This window comes from Rhizobium yanglingense, from assembly GCF_977109285.1.
The window spans coordinates 171,671-189,940 of sequence record NZ_CDSAWY010000004.1 but is presented as its reverse complement, the minus strand read 5'-3'; the positions used below and the strand labels follow the sequence as shown (position 1 = coordinate 189,940).

14 protein-coding genes and 6 pseudogenes are annotated in these 18,270 nt (G+C 59.1%); 14 read left to right on the top strand and 6 right to left on the bottom strand.

Annotated elements, in window-relative coordinates; all coding sequences use genetic code 11:
• The first annotated feature begins 237 nt into the window (after window positions 1-237).
• From metG to ACW4PC_RS05770, 3 genes and pseudogenes are all read left to right on the top strand, one after another.
• Window positions 238-1,787, top strand: a pseudogene (gene metG / locus ACW4PC_RS05780) (methionine--tRNA ligase).
• 9 nt (window positions 1,788-1,796) lie between these two features.
• Entirely contained in the window at window positions 1,797-2,579 is a 783-nt protein-coding gene (locus tag ACW4PC_RS05775; RefSeq protein ID WP_455873134.1) for a TatD family hydrolase, read from the top strand.
• A gap of 4 nt (window positions 2,580-2,583) precedes the next feature.
• Window positions 2,584-3,411, top strand: a complete 828-nt coding sequence (locus ACW4PC_RS05770; RefSeq protein ID WP_455873133.1) for an MBL fold metallo-hydrolase — start codon at window positions 2,584-2,586, stop codon at window positions 3,409-3,411.
• Between the two features lie 44 nt (window positions 3,412-3,455).
• On the opposite strand, the gene ACW4PC_RS05765 is transcribed toward ACW4PC_RS05770, so the two are convergent.
• Both ACW4PC_RS05765 and ACW4PC_RS05760 read right to left on the bottom strand, forming a co-directional pair.
• Window positions 3,456-4,265, bottom strand: coding sequence for a class I SAM-dependent methyltransferase (locus tag ACW4PC_RS05765; RefSeq protein WP_455873132.1), 810 nt, complete (start codon window positions 4,263-4,265; stop codon window positions 3,456-3,458).
• A 362-nt stretch (window positions 4,266-4,627) separates the two neighbouring features.
• Window positions 4,628-5,782 carry an MFS transporter gene (locus ACW4PC_RS05760; RefSeq protein ID WP_455873131.1) on the bottom strand — a complete coding sequence of 385 codons (1,155 nt, stop codon included), beginning with the start codon at window positions 5,780-5,782 and terminating at the stop codon, window positions 4,628-4,630.
• Between the two features lie 151 nt (window positions 5,783-5,933).
• Between ACW4PC_RS05760 and ACW4PC_RS05755 the strand changes: the two genes are divergently transcribed.
• Window positions 5,934-6,137 carry a hypothetical protein gene (locus ACW4PC_RS05755; protein ID WP_455873130.1) on the top strand — a complete coding sequence of 68 codons (204 nt, stop codon included), beginning with the start codon at window positions 5,934-5,936 and terminating at the stop codon, window positions 6,135-6,137.
• A 398-nt stretch (window positions 6,138-6,535) separates the two neighbouring features.
• Entirely contained in the window at window positions 6,536-7,501 is a 966-nt protein-coding gene (locus ACW4PC_RS05750; protein WP_455873129.1) for an MBL fold metallo-hydrolase, read from the top strand.
• Between the two features lie 149 nt (window positions 7,502-7,650).
• Here ACW4PC_RS05750 and ACW4PC_RS05745 read toward each other — a convergent pair whose 3' ends face one another.
• Both ACW4PC_RS05745 and ACW4PC_RS05740 read right to left on the bottom strand, forming a co-directional pair.
• On the bottom strand, window positions 7,651-8,586 hold the full coding sequence (locus ACW4PC_RS05745; RefSeq protein ID WP_455873128.1) for a LysR substrate-binding domain-containing protein: 936 nt from the start codon (window positions 8,584-8,586) through the stop codon (window positions 7,651-7,653).
• 56 nt (window positions 8,587-8,642) lie between these two features.
• Entirely contained in the window at window positions 8,643-8,966 is a 324-nt protein-coding gene (locus tag ACW4PC_RS05740) for a hypothetical protein (RefSeq protein WP_455873127.1), read from the bottom strand.
• Window positions 8,967-9,208: 242 nt separating this feature from the next.
• Here ACW4PC_RS05740 and ACW4PC_RS05735 point away from each other — a divergent pair, with 242 nt between their 5' ends.
• Window positions 9,209-9,508, top strand: coding sequence for a hypothetical protein (locus tag ACW4PC_RS05735; RefSeq protein ID WP_455873126.1), 300 nt, complete (start codon window positions 9,209-9,211; stop codon window positions 9,506-9,508).
• A 221-nt stretch (window positions 9,509-9,729) separates the two neighbouring features.
• Window positions 9,730-10,222, top strand: a pseudogene (locus ACW4PC_RS05730) (helix-turn-helix domain-containing protein); the annotation flags it as partial.
• A gap of 299 nt (window positions 10,223-10,521) precedes the next feature.
• On the opposite strand, the gene ACW4PC_RS05725 reads toward ACW4PC_RS05730, so the two are convergent.
• On the bottom strand, window positions 10,522-11,553 hold the full coding sequence (locus tag ACW4PC_RS05725) for an IS110 family RNA-guided transposase (RefSeq protein WP_455873125.1): 1,032 nt from the start codon (window positions 11,551-11,553) through the stop codon (window positions 10,522-10,524).
• A gap of 122 nt (window positions 11,554-11,675) precedes the next feature.
• Here ACW4PC_RS05725 and ACW4PC_RS05720 point away from each other — a divergent pair.
• The 7 genes and pseudogenes from ACW4PC_RS05720 to ACW4PC_RS05690 all read left to right on the top strand — a co-directional run.
• Window positions 11,676-12,641, top strand: a pseudogene (locus tag ACW4PC_RS05720) (ISNCY family transposase); the annotation flags it as partial.
• 295 nt (window positions 12,642-12,936) lie between these two features.
• Window positions 12,937-14,310: pseudogene (locus ACW4PC_RS05715) on the top strand (ISNCY family transposase).
• A 253-nt stretch (window positions 14,311-14,563) separates the two neighbouring features.
• Window positions 14,564-14,668: pseudogene (locus ACW4PC_RS05710) on the top strand (IS30 family transposase); the annotation flags it as partial.
• Between the two features lie 118 nt (window positions 14,669-14,786).
• Window positions 14,787-15,101, top strand: a complete 315-nt coding sequence (locus tag ACW4PC_RS05705; protein WP_455873124.1) for an ArsR/SmtB family transcription factor — start codon at window positions 14,787-14,789, stop codon at window positions 15,099-15,101.
• Window positions 15,102-15,103: 2 nt separating this feature from the next.
• A complete protein-coding gene (locus ACW4PC_RS05700; RefSeq protein ID WP_455873123.1) occupies window positions 15,104-15,568 on the top strand; it encodes an SRPBCC family protein in 465 nt (154 codons plus the stop codon).
• Between the two features lie 45 nt (window positions 15,569-15,613).
• Window positions 15,614-16,030 carry a GFA family protein gene (locus ACW4PC_RS05695; protein ID WP_455873122.1) on the top strand — a complete coding sequence of 139 codons (417 nt, stop codon included), beginning with the start codon at window positions 15,614-15,616 and terminating at the stop codon, window positions 16,028-16,030.
• A gap of 250 nt (window positions 16,031-16,280) precedes the next feature.
• Window positions 16,281-16,673: a GFA family protein gene (locus ACW4PC_RS05690; protein ID WP_455873121.1), complete on the top strand. Its 393-nt coding sequence runs from the start codon at window positions 16,281-16,283 to the stop codon at window positions 16,671-16,673.
• A gap of 64 nt (window positions 16,674-16,737) precedes the next feature.
• On the opposite strand, the pseudogene ACW4PC_RS05685 reads toward ACW4PC_RS05690, so the two are convergent.
• Window positions 16,738-18,247 (bottom strand): annotated as a pseudogene (locus ACW4PC_RS05685) (winged helix-turn-helix domain-containing tetratricopeptide repeat protein).
• Between the last annotated feature and the right edge of the window lie 23 nt (window positions 18,248-18,270).

The following is an 18,270-nucleotide window of genomic DNA, read 5'->3' as shown; positions in this document are numbered from 1 at the left end:
CGGACCTCTGACAGACAGAGAAACGGCTTTTGCCCGCTGCTGGAAATCTCACTTCGGTTGCGCCCCGTTCTTCGGTTTCGCAAGGCCGTAGAATGTGGCGAGAAAGCGAAGTCAAGCTCAGCGTTTCGGCAAACCGCCAAATCATAAGCGCTTTCGAAACTTAGTGTTTCTCTTCTTCATGACATGCGCTAAGAGCGGCTGATATTTCGAGAGAGTAAGCCGGACACAATGGCCGCCATGACAGACAAGACACCCTTCTACATTACCACCGCGATTTCCTACCCGAACGGCAAGCCGCATATCGGCCATGCCTACGAGCTGATCGCGACGGACGCCATGGCGCGCTTCCAGCGTCTTGATGGCCGTGATGTCTTCTTTCTGACAGGCACCGACGAGCACGGCCAGAAGATGCAGCAGACGGCGCGCGCGGAGGGTATTACCGCCCAGGAGCTTGCCGACCGCAACTCCGGCGAGTTCGAGGCGATGGCCCAGCTGCTGAATGCCTCGAACGACGATTTCATCCGCACCACGGAACCCCGCCACCACGAAGCCTCCAGCGACATCTGGAAGCTGATGGCGGAAAACAGCGACATCTACAAGATTCCTACGCCGGCTGGTACTCTGTGCGCGACGAGGCCTACTACCAGGAGAACGAGACGGAGCTCCGCGCCGACGGCGTGCGCTACGGGCCGCAGGGCACGCCCGTCGAATGGGTAGAAGAGGAAAGCTACTTCTTCAGGCTTTCAGAATACCAGGACAAACTCCTCAAGCACTATGAAGACAATCCCGATTTCATCGGTCCTGCCGAACGGCGCAACGAAGTGGTTTCCTTCGTCAAGTCCGGCTTGAAGGACCTTTCGATTTCGCGCACGACCTTCGACTGGGGCATCAAGGTGCCCAACGATCCGTCGCATGTCATGTATGTCTGGGTCGACGCGTTGACCAACTACATCACAGCGACCGGCTATCTCCAGGATCCGAACGGCCCGAGGGCGAAGTACTGGCCAGCCGACATTCATGTCATCGGCAAGGACATCATCCGCTTCCATGCGGTCTATTGGCCCGCCTTCCTGATGTCGGCCAGGCTACCACTGCCAAAGCGGGTCTTTGCGCATGGCTTCCTGCTCAACAAGGGCGAGAAGATGTCGAAGTCGCTCGGCAATGTCGTTGATCCAGTCAATCTGGTGAACCATTTCGGTCTCGATCAGGTGCGGTATTTCTTCCTGCGCGAAGTTTCCTTCGGCCAGGACGGCAGCTACAGCGAAGAGGCGATCGGCACGCGGATCAATTCCGATCTTGCGAACGGCATCGGCAATCTCGCGAGCCGTTCGTTATCTATGATCGTCAAGAATTGCGACGGCACGATACCGGAATGCGGACCGTTGACCGACGAGGACAAGGCGATGCTGGCTCAGGCCGATGCGCTGCTCGCATCGACGCGCGAGGACATGGACAAGCAGATGATCCACAGGGCGCTCGCCTCCATCATCGCCGTCGTTTCGGAAACCGACCGTTATTTTGCAAGCCAAGAGCCGTGGGCGCTGAAGAAGACCGATCCGGCGCGGATGGGCACCGTGCTTTATGTCACCGCCGAAGTCGTCCGCCAGATCGCGATCCTGCTCCAGCCGTTCATGCCGGAATCGGCGGGCAAGCTGCTCGACCTCGTTGCCGCGCCCGCCGACGAGCGCGGTTTCGCGGCATTGGGCGAAGCCGGACGCCTCGTTCCCGGAACGCCGCTGGAGGCACCAAAGCCTGTCTTCCCGCGCTATGTGGCGCCGGAAACCTGAGGGTCTGCCATGCTGATCGATACGCATTGCCATCTGGATTTCGCCGATTTCGAGGAGGAGCGAGACGATATCGTCTCGCGCGCTCATGTCGCCGGTGTGAAGCAGATGGTGACGATCTCGACGCGCGTGCGGAAACTCGAAAAGCTGCTCGCGATCACCGAGAAATATCCCTCGGTCTTCTGCTCGGTGGGCACGCATCCGAACAATGCGGATGAAGAGCTCGACATTCAGACCGAAGATCTCGTGCGCCTCGCCAAGAAACATGAGAAGGTCGTCGCGATCGGTGAAGCCGGGCTCGATTACTTCTACGACACGCAGAAGCCGGAGAACCAGAAGACAGGCTTTCTGCGCCATATCGCTGCCGCTCGCGAAACACAGTTGCCGCTGGTGATCCATAGCCGCAGTGCCGATGAAGACATGGCGGCAATCCTGACGTCGGAAACCGGGAAGGGGGCCTTCCCCTTCATTCTCCATTGCTTCTCGGCCGGTCCCGCGCTTGCCCGAACCGGCGTCGAACTCGGCGGCTACATTTCTTTCTCTGGCATCCTCACCTTTCCGAAATCCGAGGAGTTGCGGGCGATCGCAAAAACAGTCCCGCACGACCGGCTGCTGGTCGAAACCGACGCGCCTTACCTTGCTCCGAAGCGCTGGCGCGGCAAGCGCAACGAGCCGTCCTATGTAGTGAACACCGCCGAGGTTCTCGCTGAAACGCTCGGCGTCAGCTATGCCGAGATGGCGCGGATCACTACCGAGAATGCTTTCCGGCTCTTCTCGAAGATGCCGAAGGTCTAGCCGCGTGAGCTACCGGCGGCGCTTCACCATTCTCGGCTGCGCGTCGTCGCCCGGCGTGCCGCGCATTACCGGCGATTGGGGCGCCTGCGATCCGTCCAATCCGAAGAACCGCCGTACGCGCGCAGCCTTCATGGTGCAGCAATACGACGACAACGGCGGGGTCACGACCGTCGTCATCGACACCGGATCGGATTTCCGCGAGCAGATGATTGCCGCCAAGGTGCAGCACATCGATGCTGTGCTTTACACGCATCCGCATGCCGACCACATTCACGGCATCGACGATCTGCGCGGCTATTTCCACAACGCACAGCAGCGCGTGCCGATCTATGCCAATCCGTTCACCATGGACCGCATCCGCCAGGGCTTCAGCTATTGCATCGAAACGCCGCCCGGCAGCAATTATCCGCCGATCGTCGAGCCGATCCTCATCGAGGATATGACGCCTATCGCCATCAGCGGCGCTGGAGGCACGATTTCATTCCGGCCGCATCTGCAGCAGCACGGCGACATACATTCGCTTGGCTTTAGAATTGGTGATGTCGCTTATTGCAGCGATATCAGCGACTTCCCGCCAGAGACTGTCGCAAAGCTTCAGGACCTCGACATCCTCATTATCGACGCTCTGCAATACCGCTATCATCCGAGCCACCTGTCGCTTGAGCAATCACTCGACTGGATCGGGCGGCTGAAGCCGAAGCGGGCGATCCTGACGCATATGCATACGCCGCTTGACTACGACACCGTGATGGCCGAGACGCCCGAACACGTCGAACCCGCCTTTGATCAGATGCAGTTCGAGGTCAAAGTGGATGAGCTCCGAGCGGACTAGCACGACCTGGGAACGGAATAGTGACCGGTATTTTCCGGCACCCGCTAGCGAACCTCAGCGACGACGACATGAGCCCGTAGGTTTCCATGAATCCGTCCGCTGCCAAAGCGCTGTTCGAACGCTGCGGCGACCGCTTGAACAGCCTTTTCGTCATCGGCAGCGCGCGCGGCGATCTCCATTTTCAATGGCGTACCCCGACAGAATGCTATGGCGACGTCGCGCGGCGAGGGGGCATGCGCGGCCATGTCTATCGTATCGATCGTCACTTTCCGGAAGCCCGCGTGCCTAAGATCAGTCTCGATCGTCTCTCGCTCGTAATAGCCATGCGGCGTTCGTTCGAGAAAACGCGTGGGGTCGTCGGGAAAAGCCGCGACGATTGCCTCGGAAACGGTGCGGGCAATTTCGTTTTCGGCAAGCGAGGCCCAAGTGTTGAAAAGAAAGGTCCCTCCAGGCTTCAGCACCCTCAGTATCTGCCCATAACCGCGCTGCTTGTCCAGAAAGAACATCACGCCGAACTGGCAGGCGACAACATCGAAACTTGCGCTGTCAAAGGGCAACCCGAGTGCGTCCGCCTGTTTCCACTCGACCTGACGGCCAACGCCTTTCCTCGCTGCGATATCGAGCATCGCCTGGTTCAGATCGGTGGCGACGATTTGGACCTCCGGCGCAAGCCTGGTCGCCATCGCCCGTGTCAGCACACCCGATCCTGCGGCGACTTCCAGAACACGTTCAGGATGGCGGTCCGCGACGCGGGCCGCCAAATCCGAGGCGTACCCCTCGAACAGGATCGGCACGAGGAACTGCTCGTAGATCGCGGGAATGTCTCCCTGGAAATGCGCGTCGGTCGCGGTCATTATCTTCTTCTCCTTGGCTTGCCGGCGGATCGCGCCGAGCGAGCGATCTTACCAACTGGAGCATGACGCAGCGGGCTGTCTCTCGATACTTTCCTTGTTCCGAGTAAAGTGTCACACCCAAGAGCCAAGGCAACTAGCCCAAAAGACCTACTAAGGACCACACACCGACGGTCGAACCGGAGTTCTGCCGTTTAGTGTCTCCGAGACTGATGAGCACCCACCAGGCAAGGGACTTGCGTTTGGTGTCCCGTACGAATTCGCCGGCGCGGAGCAGGGGCTGTCAACGGAGCGGCGGCCGCGCCGTTTGTGGCCGTATGGCTGGACAGGAGTTTATATGCCGACGGAGCAGTTTCCATAGTGCTTTATGCAGCAGCCAATCGACGGCGAGCGGAGAGGGACCGAACACATATCAAAGCGGAAAGTATGACTGGCAGACATACAAGGTACGCCGTCCTGATACCAGCGTGCTCCGCCACAAACCCGAGGAGCGGTGGAGCGAGGAAGAACACGACAAACGACATCTGGCCCAGTGCCGCGACATTGAGGTGGGAGGCTCGGTCCGAGCGCCGCGCCGCTGCAGAAACGGCAAGGGGGTATACCACGCTACAACCGCCGCCCATGAGCGCAAATCCAACAAGGGCGATGTATTGATACGGAGCAAGCCACACCGCGCAAAGCCCGACGGCTGACACGAGGAGCAGTGTCAACGCGACTGTCCGGGAGCCGAAGCGATCAACAAACGGATCTGCAAACAATCTCGTCAAAGCCATGAAGAAGGTGAAAAGCGTGAGGCCTAGCCCTCCGACGAACGGTTCGGATTGGAAGACATCGCGCATGTAGATCGCCGACCAATCAATGCCCGCGCCCTCGACCAGGAATGCGGCGATACCTATGACGCAAAGAGGAAGCAGTGCAACTGTCGGAAGCGCGATACGTCCCGCGTCCGCATGATCAAGCGCGGCTCGTGCAGGGGCATTGCGCATGCCAGCGATTACTATCGCACCCACGATCAGGACAAACCCGAACGTCAATCCGAGATGAAGCTGCATTGATACCCCGGCCTGGCGGACTGCGGCCGAAATCAGGGCTGTGACAAAAAAACCAAGGCTCCAGAATCCATGTGCTCGGTTCATAACGCCCCGTCCAAGCTGCGCCTCGATGCGGTCAATCTCGACGTTGAGATTGATCTCCAACGCTCCTGCCAGCAGTCCTTCGCACAGAAGAACGCCGAAAACTAAAGGAGCGGCACTCACCCAAGGCACAAGAGCAAGACACGCAGACGTTCCCAACACGGTAAGAAAAGCGGTGGTGCGTGCTCCGAGGCGGGCCACGATGGGGGACGAAAACGTTAATGAAACCAACGCGCCAACCGCTGCTCCAATTAGCGTCAAACCGAGTTCAGATTTGTCAATCTGGAGAGCGTCTTGAATGTCCGGAAGTCGCGACAGCATAGCGCCCATCGAAACAGCAAACAGGAAAAAGCAGACATAAATCCGCTGCTGCGGTCCGATGTGCATGTTGTGGCTCCGAAGTCTAGAACGGTGGGAGACCTCCTTTTAGGAGAACTACCCCCCGAGAACAACATGAACGCTCGCTCTTGCCCGCCTGCGGACGGACATGAAGGCCTAGAGGCGGACAGACACGCCTGAGGGCGAGGATTACGAGGATTTGGGTGGCGTCCACTTCAAGGGATCCAGCGACGATGACGAGTACGTTGGCCAGCGTGACGTGTGGATCGTCGACCGCCTGACCTATGGACTGATCAACGTGCGGACCGACGGCAAGAAAGTGGTGATCGCCGTTCTTGAGGAGGGCTCGGAGCCCAAATACCACATCGAAAAGTTCACGCCCTCGAAGCTCGTGCCGCTCTAGCGGATCCCTAATACCCGGCGAGGCTGGATTTGCTGTGTCCCGCCGAACATCCGCTTTTGGGGCGCGAAGGGGGGAGGCCAGCTTCCGCTGTCGACCCGTAGCTGCCGCTCGCCGATACCGCCGGTATGTCCGTGCATGGCTCGCGACGCGGACGTTCACCTTTCCTGGCAAGGTTCGGCCTTGAACAACTGCCGGTGCAGCGGTGTGCTAATCGCACCCGGGACTGCAAACCCGTCTCCCCTCATGCATAGACGCCTGCGCATTGTATCTAATTTCGAGACAATGCGGTCCGTTTTCATCGCCTACTGCGATTATCCGAACCCGATTAGATTTCTGCTCACACCAGTTAGCCATCAACATGGAAACGGTGGACGAAACGTCAAACACGGAGAACTGCCATGCTCACCCGTAGAGGCCTCATCAAGAGCGCAGCGGCGCTTGTCGCAGCGGGAACCGTTTCGGGCGGCTTCACCCCGGCCCTCGCGAAGGCGCCCTTTCAACCTTTCCAGGCTCCCGGCTTTTACAGAATGAAGCTTGGGAACTTCGAACTGACGGCGCTTTCGGATGGTACTATTCCGTTGCCGCTTCCGGAGCTTTACACAAACGCCGACGCCGAAGATGCGCGCAGAGCGCTGGCTGCGGCGTTCATGGGCACGCCCACAGATACGTCGGTCAACGCCTTCCTCGTCAACACGGGGGACAGGCTGGTGCTGATCGACGCCGGCACAGGCGCCTATCTCGATGGTGCGCTCGGCGAGCTCGTCGCCAATCTCGAGGCGGCCGGCTACAAAGCGGACCAGATTGACGACATCATCCTGACGCATATCCATACCGACCATTCCGGCGGGCTGACGATCAAGGGCAAGCCGGTGTTCGCCAACGCGACCGTTCACGTCAACAAGCGTGAACATGATTTCTGGATGGAAACGCCTGGGGAAAGCCGACCGGCCAATGTGCCGCTAAGCTATTTCGTCGAGGCGCATGAGAGTCTGGGGCCCTATGCCGAAGCCGGCAGGGTTCGCACCTTCGCCGATAATGCCGGAATCCTGCCGGGCATCGGCTCGATCCTGCGGGCCGGGCACACGCCGGGGCACAGCTCGATCGTCGTGGAAAGCGCAGGCGCAAAGATCGTTTTCTGGGGCGACATTACCCATGGAAACGTGCTTCAGTTTGACGACCCGGACGTGGCTATCCAGTTCGATACGGATCAGGCCGAGGCCATTCGTGCCAGGGAGGCGGCCTTCGCGGATGCGACCGACGGCAAATACCTGGTGGCCGGCGCTCACATTGCCTTTCCGGGCATCGGCCATGTTCGCCGCGATGCGACGAATTACGAATGGGTTCCCGTCAATTATGCCTCTTGAAAACGACCCATCGCGGCGCAACGGAGCGGAGCCCATTGCGCCGGTTTCATGTCCGGGCAGCACCGGTCGCGATCAGTCCCGGCTTCAATCGGCCCCGTGCGACCACCCGGAACAAGAAGCCTCCTCACCACGCCCTGCCGCAGAGCCGTTCAGTGCGAAGCAGCCGCATTCTCGTCGCGGATCTCAGCAAGGTTCAGCCTCGGCACCAGAAAGTCGAGAAACGCCCTGACCTTTGGCGGCTGGATACGTCCGCCCGCTCTCATCGCGTAAAGCGTGGGGGCCGGTCCGGACCATTCGGGCAGCACGTGGACGAGGCGTCCTGCCGCGACGTCCGCCCTGACACGGAGATGACTGGTCATTTGCAGGCCTTCGCCGGCCAGCAGAAAGCCGTGCAACCCTTCGGGATCGCTGGCCACCGCAACGGGCCGTACCGGGAACTCGTTGCACCGCCCCTCGCGCGTCAGAGGCCAGGCGTGGACCGGCTTGTCGAAATAGAACTGTGTCAACAGGCAAGCGTGATCTGCGAGCTCTGCCGGATTCGAAGGGCTTCCGTGCCTTTCAAGATAAGCGGGAGCCGCATATATGCCCATTGGCAGATCGCCAAGTCGGCGGGCAGTGAGCGAGGAATCGGGCATGGGTCCCTCCCACAGACGCAGGGCGATATCAATATCCTTGGCAACGACATCCAGCACCTCATGGGCCAGAAGCAACTGTGGATAGACATCCGGGTAGAACCTTCTGAATTCGCTGAGCACCGGCGCTAAAATGCGGGTCGACAACCAGTGTGGAGATGTGATCCTGAGCCAGCCCTTGGGATGTTGCTGCAGCTCGGCCACAGCGTTTTCGGCATCTTCGATATCTTTGACCAAGCCCTCGCAACGCTGGAAGTAGATCGTGCCGGCTTCGGTGAGCTTCAGGCTGCGCGTTGTCCTGCGGAGAAGCTGGGCCCCTAACCGCGCCTCCAATTCCTGAACTTTGCGGCTGATCCGCGTCTTCGGCGTTCGCAGCGCCCGTGCGGCACCGGTGAAGCTGCCCTCCTGCACGACCTTTACGAACGCCGCCGTGTCGCTGAAGTCACGCAGCATGGACCACCCCCATTTATCCTGAATTCGGGACAATGAAGACCGATCTCGCCGGATAATCAAGCCAATTCAATTCCTCTATTTCTCGATTGTCCCAATTGGATGCAGGCAAAGGGTGAACGGAAAGGCAAACCTGAACTGGACCGGAGAAGTTCAATATCCAGGTTGTCGCGATCGACATGGTGGAAAGCTACCACCGGGCGGCGCGCCAAGTCCTTCCTGAAGCGATGATCGCGGTGCATCCGTCCGGCATCAGGATTCGCATGAAGGAAGCTGCCGCGGAGCTTCTCGCCAGAAGCGGCTTCGCCGCCTTCAAGAAGACAAACCCTTACTTTCTCTATCACCGTCAGGCGGTTGGATTGATCCGCAAGATCGAACCGCAATCGATCGTCGACGTGAACCCTTTTCTAGGGCACAATTGCGCGCCCGTCGAGCCTATCAGAGGGTGTGGCAGGCGCGCCATCCGTTGCTGGCGGCTGCGGCCCTCCATCAGTTCCTTGTAAATCTTCCGAAGGTCGTCCAGCAGTCGTTTCCCGATATCGTGCGCACCATCAGCCGGTGGCGATCCGAGCTGGCAAATTCCGTTAGCGTCCCAGGACTGTCCGGGTACACGACCGCACGTTCGATGCTTGAGAAAGCGGCGGCAGGCGTTCATGTGACTGTCTGTGACGAAGGTGGCGGCCTGTCGCTAGAACCATTCGATGACGAGTACTCCGGTATCTGTTCTCAATGTCTGCGTGAATGGGGTCTCCGTCAGAACAGGCTGCACAGGAGTTCAAACTATCGGCCCGACAAACAGCGCCAAGGCATTGAAGTCGCGCAGAGTGCGTGTGATCCTTCCGGTGTGCCGACAGTGCAATTCACCAGACTGAAGATGCCGCTGCAGAATTCGCAACAACGAAACGGCTTCTTTTCCGCCGAATAAAGCGCCATTCAGCCAAAAAGCAACAACAGCGAAATGGCTCGGCGGTTCCATAATCTATCTTATGTGACATTGTTTGTGTAGCGGCATTTTAGAGATGCGACACATAGGCCAGTTAGAGATGCGACAGTCGTCGCCTCTTGGGATGCTGGTCGAGCGTCAGCATTGGGAAGCAAGATTAGCGACGTGCATCGTGGCCGAGGTCATCTTTGTTCGGAGTCGTCATGTCTTGTTTGATTGTCATGTCTCAAAAGGAATTGCATCGTCTGTGAACATATTCAGCGGGTTCGCCAAGGCAGCCTGACGGTCACACGGTCGGCTGCGCTGCTTGGGCTCAGTCGCAGCCAGGTCCATCGGCTGCTGCAAGCCTATGACGAGAATGGCGCTGACGGTCTCGTTTCGAAGAAGCGCGGCCGTCCGAGCAACCGGCGCCACAGTGAGGACTTCCGCAATCTGGCTCTCGACCTTGTGCGTGAGCATTACGCGGATTTTGGCCCAACGCTGGCGGCCGAGAAGCTGATCGAACGCCACCGGATTGCCGTCAGCAAGGAGACGCTGCGCCAGTGGATGATGGAAGCCGGCATCTGGGTGTCGCGACGCGAACGTAAGAAGCGGGTTTTCCAGCCGCGCGGCCGGCGCGATTGTTTCGGCGAACTCGTTCAGATCGACGGCTCGCTTCATTGGTGGTTGTCTAATCGCATTCCATCCGTCAAGCTGTTTTGAGCATTCAGCGACCTTGCCGGCTTGCTGGACAGGCAACCCGGCTGAACTGATTGGATGGATCTGCCCTCACCGGCCATGTCCTTCAGAGCTATCCAGTGCTGGGAGCAGGGTTGTCTCCGCGGTCGACAAATATCGCCGCACAATGGTTTTCGCAGGTGGGATCTTCCTAATGTTCGAGGCGCAGTCTCAACGAGCTGCATCCACCAGAAGCGGAATGATCCTGCCCACGTCCGCAGCAGGGACGCTCAGCACCCAAAGTTATGGCGCGCTGAGGGACGAAGGCTGAGCGTCTCCTATATGGTCGCGCCAGCCGATGCGTTGAACACTTCTCCCGTCTTGAGCATGCTGTGCATGATGACCGCGAGTTTCCGGGCGACGGCCACTGCGGCCCGTTTAAAGCCAAGTCGCTCCCGTAGCTTAAGTCCCCAACTCTTGAGACTGCTCTCGGTCCTGGCACTGGTTCTCGTCAAAAGCGCTGTCGCCGCTTCATAAAGCAGTCCACGTAAACGATTGTCACCCCTTCGCGAGATATGGCCGTCATAGTCAATCTCGCCTGACTGATAACGCCGCGTTGTCAGCCCAAGCCAGGCGCCCACCGAGCGTGACGTTCGAAAGTTTTCTGGATTTTCAATTGCCGTAACGTAGGACACCGCTGTAACCGCGCCGATTCCCGGAATTGTCATCAATAGCTTCGTGGCTTCGCTCCCACGTGCCGCTATAAGCAACTGGCGACCAAGATCGGCTGCGCGCTTGCGGATATCGTGCCACGCCTCCAAAAGAGGCAAGATAATCTTCGCAAGCTCGTTGTTCCCATCCAAAAGCTTCCGCACATCCCCATCAAACACTCGACCCTTCGCTTTCGGGATGATCAGACCGAAGGTCTTCATCAGGCCGCGGATTTGATTGCCAAGTTGTGTTGAGATGTTCAGGAGTTGCTCGCGGGCAGCCACCAATGTGCGGGCCATCATAGCGTCAAACGACTTGACGCGAACCGCTTTGTAAAAGCCTGCTTCAGCGAGTTGAGCTAAACCATCCGCATCGTTGGCATCGGTTTTGTTGAGCGTTTCGTTCAATACCTTTTGCGCGTGCCGCGCTTCAATGCAGATCGCGGGAACTCCCTCGGTCGTCAGCGCATGATAGAACCATGTCGACAGCGGCCCCGTCTCGAATACGACGCGCGTGGCGTGCGGCGCATGCTTGCGGATCATCTCTGCCAGAAGTTTTGGATCCGAAGGGCACTTCCCCCGCCAGACCCGCTTCCCGTCTTCCCGGATCGAAATTGCGGTATCTTTCAATGAAACATCAAGGCCAATATATTGGTTCATGGTTGCCTCCATCCGATGTTTGGGCCCGGTTCCAATCGAGAGCCCGTTTTTCCATCCTATCGGGGGCAACCACCCTCACCAGCCCAAAAGCCAGAGACGGTCGCGCCGCGATTACTCCCATGTTCGAGAACCGTGGCCGCAAATGCGCCCTGCTCGTTTATATCGACGATGCCACCGGCAAGCTGTTGCATCTGCGCTTTGCGACTTCAGAGAACACCTTCGACTATCTGCACGCGACGAAGGCTTACTTGCAGCAATGGGGCAAGCCGATCGCGTTCTACAGCGACAAGCATGGCATCTTCCGCAGCACGCATGCCTCGATGACGGACCGGACGAGCGGTCTGACGCAATTCGGTCGGGCACTGTATGAGCTCAACATCGACATTATCTGCGCCAACACCCCGCAGGCCAAAGGCCGCGTAGAAAGGGCCAATCAGACGCTGCAGGATCGGCTGGTGAAGGAACTGCGGCTTCGCGGTATCGATACGATCGAGGCGGCCAACGCCTATGCGCCGGAGTTCATGGCGGATTTCAACACCCGTTTTGGCAAGCCTCCACGCAATCCGAAGGACATGCATCGGCCGCTGGCGGATCACGAGAACCTCGATGGTGCCATGTGCCGCAAGGAGGTTCGCAAGCTGTCGCATTCCTTGACGCTGCGCTATGACAAGGTGATGTTCATCCTCGATCCGACAGAGCGCGCAACGGCGCTGGCGGGCAAGAAGGTTGTCGTTTGCGATTATCCTGACGGACGACTTGAGATCACAGACGGGGAAGCCTCCCTGCCCTACAGGACGTTCGATACGTTACGGTCAGTACACCGATCCGAGGTGGTCGAGAACAAGCGGCTGGACGACATGCTTTCGATCGTCGCTGAGCTCCAGGCTGGGCGTCAGCAGCAGCGCAGCAAAAGTGGCCCGCGTCGCACCGGACAGACGGATCACATGTTCGGCATTCCCGATGGCAGCGTGAGCAACGGTTATCAGAAACGCGGCACCAAGCCTCGACGAAAGACGGATTTTACGAAGGATCCTGCCGTCATCGCCCGACGGCGGCAAGCGTTGGCGAGCCAGCGTGTCGCCGAGTGATGTGAGCGATCCGGTTGAGAAAGCTAAAGTATATGATTGTGGCCCGAGCCATCCGCCGCCGACCGGGCTGCGCAACCCTGACCAGCTCCACCCGGACGGCGGCTCGCGCCTGCGTATCCATAACTATAGAATCTTGCAGATTCAGTAACATTGGATAGTATGGCGTCGCGTTTCTAAATTGCTTACTTTGTCTCATCTTTAAATAGCTGTGACAGTAGCCGCAAAGTTGAAGTGTCCTGTTTCTGCAAAGTTGGAATGTCACACTCCCCGGGTTTGATGACGGTGGAGATTGCGGATGGGACTGATAGCGATGAGCGAGCGTGATCTGCAGCGGATCGAGATTCTATCGAAAGTGATCGCCGGCCGCATGACGATGGTGTCGGCGGCGCATCTGCTTGATCTGAGTACGCGCCAAGTGCGTCGTCTGTCGGATCGGATACGCACTGGCGGCGCGGCGTCGATCCGACACAAGGCGATCGGCCGACCGTCGAACAACCGGATCAGCGACGGTATTAGGGATTATGCCGTGACGCTGGTTGGCGAACGCTATGCGGACTTCGGACCGACATTGGCGGCCGAGAAGCTTGCCGAGCGCGATGGATTGCGTGTGTCGCGCGAGACGTTGCGCAGCTGGATGGTGGATGCGGGCCTGTGACTGTCGCGCAAGCAGCGGCGGACGTTTCATCAGCCGCGCTTGCGGCGTGAAGCCTATGGCGAGCTGGTGCAGATCGACGGATCCGAGCACCGCTGGTTTGAGGACCGCGGTGATCCGTGTTCGCTGCTGGTGTTCGTCGACGATGCGACGGGCAGGTTGATGCAGTTGCGCTTTGTACGCTCGGAAAGTGCCTTCAGCTATTTCGAGGCGCTGGCGCTTTACCTGCGTGATCACGGCGCGCCTGTGGCCTTCTACTCCGACAAGCATTCGGTGTTCCGGGTGGCGAAGAAGGACGCCAAGGGTGGCCAGGGCATGACCCAGTTCGGGCGTGCGCTTTGTGAGCTAAACATCGAGATTCTTTGTGCAAATTCCAGTCAGGCCAAAGGTCGCGTCGAGCGGATGAACCGGACGCTGCAGGATCGGCTGGTCAAGGAATTACGGCTGTCGGATATCGGCGATATGGAGACGGGCAACGCGTTTTTGCCGGGCTTCATGGAGGACTACAATGCCCGGTTTGCGATTGTCCCTGCCCGGTCCGATGACCTGCACCGGCCGATAAATCTGGCGCCGGATCGGCTCAGCGAGATCCTGTGCAAGCGTGAGCAGCGCTATGTCGGATCGCAGTTGACGTTTTCGTTTGAGCGTCAGCGGATCATGCTGGAAGAGACCGAGGTGACGCGTGGCCTGGTTGGCCGTTATGTCGAGACCTATGCCTTTGCCGATGGCCGGCTGGACGTGCGCTGGAAAGGTCATTCCCTGCCCTACAAGACGTTCGACAAGGACCAGCGGGTGACGCATGCGGCAATTACCGAGAACAAGCGGTTGTCCGATGTGCTGGCCTATATCAAGGAGCGGCAGGAGCAATTGCCGACGCCGAAGGTGAAGAACAACAGCGAGAAGAACGGCTACACGCCGCGGGGCCGCAAGCCGGGACGAGGCAGAGATTTCATGAACGATCCGGCGGTGATTGAACGCCGCAACGCGGCACTCGCAAGGCTCAACGCTGCGGAGTGAGGCGTCGATTGAATAGTCTCAAAGGTAAAGCCGAAAGGTGCCCCTCACCAGCCCCGATCTGATCTTGCAACCCGGACCAGCCGCTCAGATCGGGGCTGGTCGGCGTGCCGTGCAGCAGCCGAAAGTGACATTTCTACTTTGCGCCGATCCGGACATTCCGACTTCCCCGCCACATGTTTGTAGCCGGGCACATTCTATTTTCAAGTGCGAGATGCCAATAAAAACAATGGCTTCACCTAGGAGAAATTTTAGCATGTCGCGTTGCTATTTCCAGCTCACCCTCTCCGATCGCCGGCGTCTGTATCAGCTGAAAGAGCGCAAGCTGCCGATTGACGAGATTTCCCGCCAGCTCGGCCGACCCGCCGCTCGACGCTCGATCACCTTCGACCGCTCCACTTGAAATGCAGGCAAATACCTGCACTTGACATGCAGGTGGATACCTGCATATTGTGGTTTTTCACATTCAAGTGAGACCAATGGACGCTGACAAGGTTTTCAAAGCGCTGGGCGACCCGACACGCAGAAAGCTGCTTGACCTTCTTTGTGAGAAGAACGGGCAGACGCTTGGCCAGCTTTGCGACAACCTGGACATGGCCCGGCAATCCGTCACGCAGCACATCGGGATATTGGAGGCGGCCAATCTGGTGAGCACGGTTAGGCGCGGTCGGGAAAAGCTGCATTTCATCAACCCCGTGCCGCTCCACGAGGTTTACGAACGGTGGGTGCGGAAATTCGAACATCAGCGGCTTAGCCTGCTGCATGATCTGAAGAAGGAACTCGAAGGAGAGTGACAATGACCAAAGAGATGACCAGCTTTGTATACGTGACCTATATTCTCTCGACCCCGGAAAAGGTGTTCGAGGCCATAACGAAACCGGACGTCGCAAGGCGCTACTGGGGCCACGAGAACGTCTCCGACTGGAAGCCCGGATCGAAATGGGAACATATCCGTGCCAACGATGAGCGGACTGTCGAACTCGTCGGCAAGGTCATTGAGGTCTTGCCGCCGACCCGTCTCGTCATCACCTGGGCGAATGCTTCGCAGGCCTCTGACCCGGCAAGCTACAGTCGGGTAACGTTCGCGATCGAGGAATACGACAACATGGTCCGGCTGACCGTCACCCATGACGAACTCGAAGCCGGCAGCGGAATGGCAAAAGGCATCAAACAAGGTTGGCCGGCAGTCCTGTCCAGCCTGAAATCCTTCCTGGAAACCGGCAGCGGCATTGACCTTTTCGCCAAGCCAAAATCGGCCTGATCCCTTGCGGTGCCAATCAACAATTCTGCCAGCGGGAGAATGACAGTGACCAAGACCTATACCGGCGGATGCGCGTGCGGTGCGATCCGCTATGAAACGAGCAGCGAACCCATCTTCGAGAACCACTGCCAATGTCGTGATTGCCAGAAACGAAGTGGCACGGGGCATGGATCCTATCTGACCTTCCCCCGGCGAGCCGATGTGACAATTACGGGCCTACCGAACACCTGGCGGGTATCGGGCGACAGCGGGAACGAAAAAATCCACGCCTTCTGCCCCACCTGTGGAACGCCGGTCTATCTGACATCCGTCGCAATGCCGGAACTGATTGCGGTCCCCGCGACCAGCCTTGACGACCCTGGCCAATTTTCCCCCCAGGTGGTCACATACACCATTCGCGGCCATGGGTGGGACACGATTGATTCCTCGTTGCAGAAATTCGAGCGAATGCCACCCCGATAAATTCGGTTGAGAGAATACGAAACTGCCAGCAATGTTTAGTGGTCGCTAGGGCTTGATCAAGCCGTTCGTCGCGGTTGTCAGGAGACCATTCTGAAGCTCGGCATCTGAAACCAGACTTTGCAGCGGTTCACTGCTCATGGGATCTAAGCCAATGGGTGGGTGATGCTCCCGCCCCGATCTGCCTTGCACCCCGGACCAGCCGGTCAGATCGAGGCTGGGTCCGACCGTTTGACTTTAGAGGAGACGCATCATGGACAGATTCACCGGCGGCTGCCTGTGCGGCAACGTCCGAATTGTGGCGTCGGAGCTCCCATACCGGGTCGGCCTTTGTCATTGTCTCGACTGCCGCAAGCATCATGGGGCTCTTTTTCACGCTTCCGCGATCTTCCCTGACGATGCGGTGACGATCGATGGTGAAGCACGCGATTACGCGGGGCGGTTTTTCTGTCCCCGCTGCGGATCGCCCGTTTTCGCACGCACCGCAGACGAAATTGAAGTGAACCTGGGATCTCTGGATGCCCCTGACCAGCTGATGCCAACCTACGAAAGCTGGATCGTCCCTCGCGAGTCCTGGTTGCCGCCGTTTCCGATCACGAGACGATACGACCGCGATCGTGACGCCACGAGCCGGTTTGAGGAATAGGTCGCACGAACGGTGCGAAGACGCCGATACAGCAGCCTTCGGACTGAATGGCCGTTTGGGAGGGTCACTCCGGAAGACCGGCCTTGCGGTAGCCATCAACGAAATGCTCGAGCGTCGCTGCGTCGCGGAACGGCTCCGTCGTGGCCCAGTGGCGGGTTGTGAAATGCGGGTTGCCGACGAGGAACAGTTCGACCTCTGCGCGCGCCTCGTCGAGCCGACCCAGTTGGGCAAGGCTTGCCGCCAGGAAACGGCGTGAGCTTGTACGATAAGTCTCTTCCCGACGCAGCGTCTCGATAGCGGCTTCGTATTCACCGGCCGCATATTGCGCCTGGCCGAGCGTCAGATAGTACCAGCTTGCCGGAAGCGGATTCAGCCGGAACGCCTTGCGGATGTGCTCAAGGCCCTCCTCGACCCGCCCGGCCAGGACTGTAATGTCGGATAGCGCCGCCCAGGTGTCGGCTTCGTTCGGGTCGAGCTCGATCGCCTTGGCGAATTCCGCGTCCGCCTCGGCGAAGCTGCGCTCATAGGCAAGCAAGTAAGCAAGGCTCCAGCGACAGCCAGCATCGTTGGGATCGAGGGCTACAGCTTTGCGCGCCAGCTTCAAAGCGTCGCTTCGGGCAGCTTCCGTTGGTCCGCCGCTATGTACCCATCCCATCCAGTGGTTCACGGCAAGCCAGCGATAGGCCTCGGCATATTCCGGATCGAGCGAAACCGCGCGCGTCAACATCAGATGCGCTTCCCGCGCCGTCTGCGGCGAGTCATCCATCAGCTTGCGCGCCCGCACGCAGAGATCATAAGCCTCGAGATTCTTGGGCCGATTGCGCGGCGGCGGTGCACGCAGCCGGCCGAGCAGCGCCTCCACGATTTTGCCAGTGACCTCGTCCTGAACGGCAAAGATATCATCCAGGCTGCGATCGAAGCGTTCCGCCCATAGGTGATCGCCACTCACCGCGTCGACCAGCTGGGCGTTAATGCGTACGCGCCCCGCGGCACGTCGTGCGCTCCCCTCCAGGAGGTAGCGCACGCCGAGTCCCTGCAGCGATTCCGCGCACATCCATCGCCTTTCCCTTGTAGGCAAAGGCCGAGTTGCGTGCGATGACGAACAGGCCGGAGATCCTGGACAGGTCGGTAATCAGGTCTTCGGTCAACCCATCCGCGAAGGATTCCTGCTCGGGATCGTTGCTGACATTCACGAAGGGCAGCACGGCTATCGATGGCTTGTCGGGCAGTGGCAAAGGTTTTTGCTTCGCGCCACCGAGGTATTCGATGGCCCCCGCGAAGCGGTAGCCGACGCGCGGAACCGTGGCGATCCATTCACCGCCATCGGTGGCCGGACCAAGCAGCTTCCTGAGCTGCGCTATCTGGACGGTGAGGTTACCTTCCTCGACGGCTGTGCCCGGCCACGCCGCGTCCATCAACTCGGCCTTGCCCAGGATTTCGCCAGGCCGTCCGACAAGCGCCGCAAGCAGCTTTAGTCCGCGGTAGCCGACGGCAACGGGATCATCGTTCCGAAGGAGCGTTCCCGCACCCGGATCAAGCACGAACGGACCAAAGGCAAAGCGCGATCCCTGCATACGGCGCATCTATAGCCCGTTTG

Bases quoted from the DNA above. Each gene is read 5' to 3' on its own strand.
- ACW4PC_RS05745 (WP_455873128.1), bottom strand. From the start codon at position 8,586: ATGCTGCGTGACTTCAGCGACACGGCGGCGTTCGTAAAGGTCGTGCAG.
- ACW4PC_RS05690 (WP_455873121.1), top strand. From the start codon at position 16,281: ATGGACAGATTCACCGGCGGCTGCCTGTGCGGCAACGTCCGAATTGTG.
- ACW4PC_RS05765 (WP_455873132.1), bottom strand. From the start codon at position 4,265: ATGACCGCGACCGACGCGCATTTCCAGGGAGACATTCCCGCGATCTAC.
- ACW4PC_RS05760 (WP_455873131.1), bottom strand. From the start codon at position 5,782: ATGCACATCGGACCGCAGCAGCGGATTTATGTCTGCTTTTTCCTGTTT.
- ACW4PC_RS05700 (WP_455873123.1), top strand. From the start codon at position 15,104: ATGACCAAAGAGATGACCAGCTTTGTATACGTGACCTATATTCTCTCG.
- ACW4PC_RS05705 (WP_455873124.1), top strand. From the start codon at position 14,787: ATGGACGCTGACAAGGTTTTCAAAGCGCTGGGCGACCCGACACGCAGA.
- ACW4PC_RS05775 (WP_455873134.1), top strand. From the start codon at position 1,797: ATGCTGATCGATACGCATTGCCATCTGGATTTCGCCGATTTCGAGGAG.
- ACW4PC_RS05725 (WP_455873125.1), bottom strand. From the start codon at position 11,553: ATGAACCAATATATTGGCCTTGATGTTTCATTGAAAGATACCGCAATT.
- ACW4PC_RS05750 (WP_455873129.1), top strand. From the start codon at position 6,536: ATGCTCACCCGTAGAGGCCTCATCAAGAGCGCAGCGGCGCTTGTCGCA.
- ACW4PC_RS05735 (WP_455873126.1), top strand. From the start codon at position 9,209: ATGCTTGAGAAAGCGGCGGCAGGCGTTCATGTGACTGTCTGTGACGAA.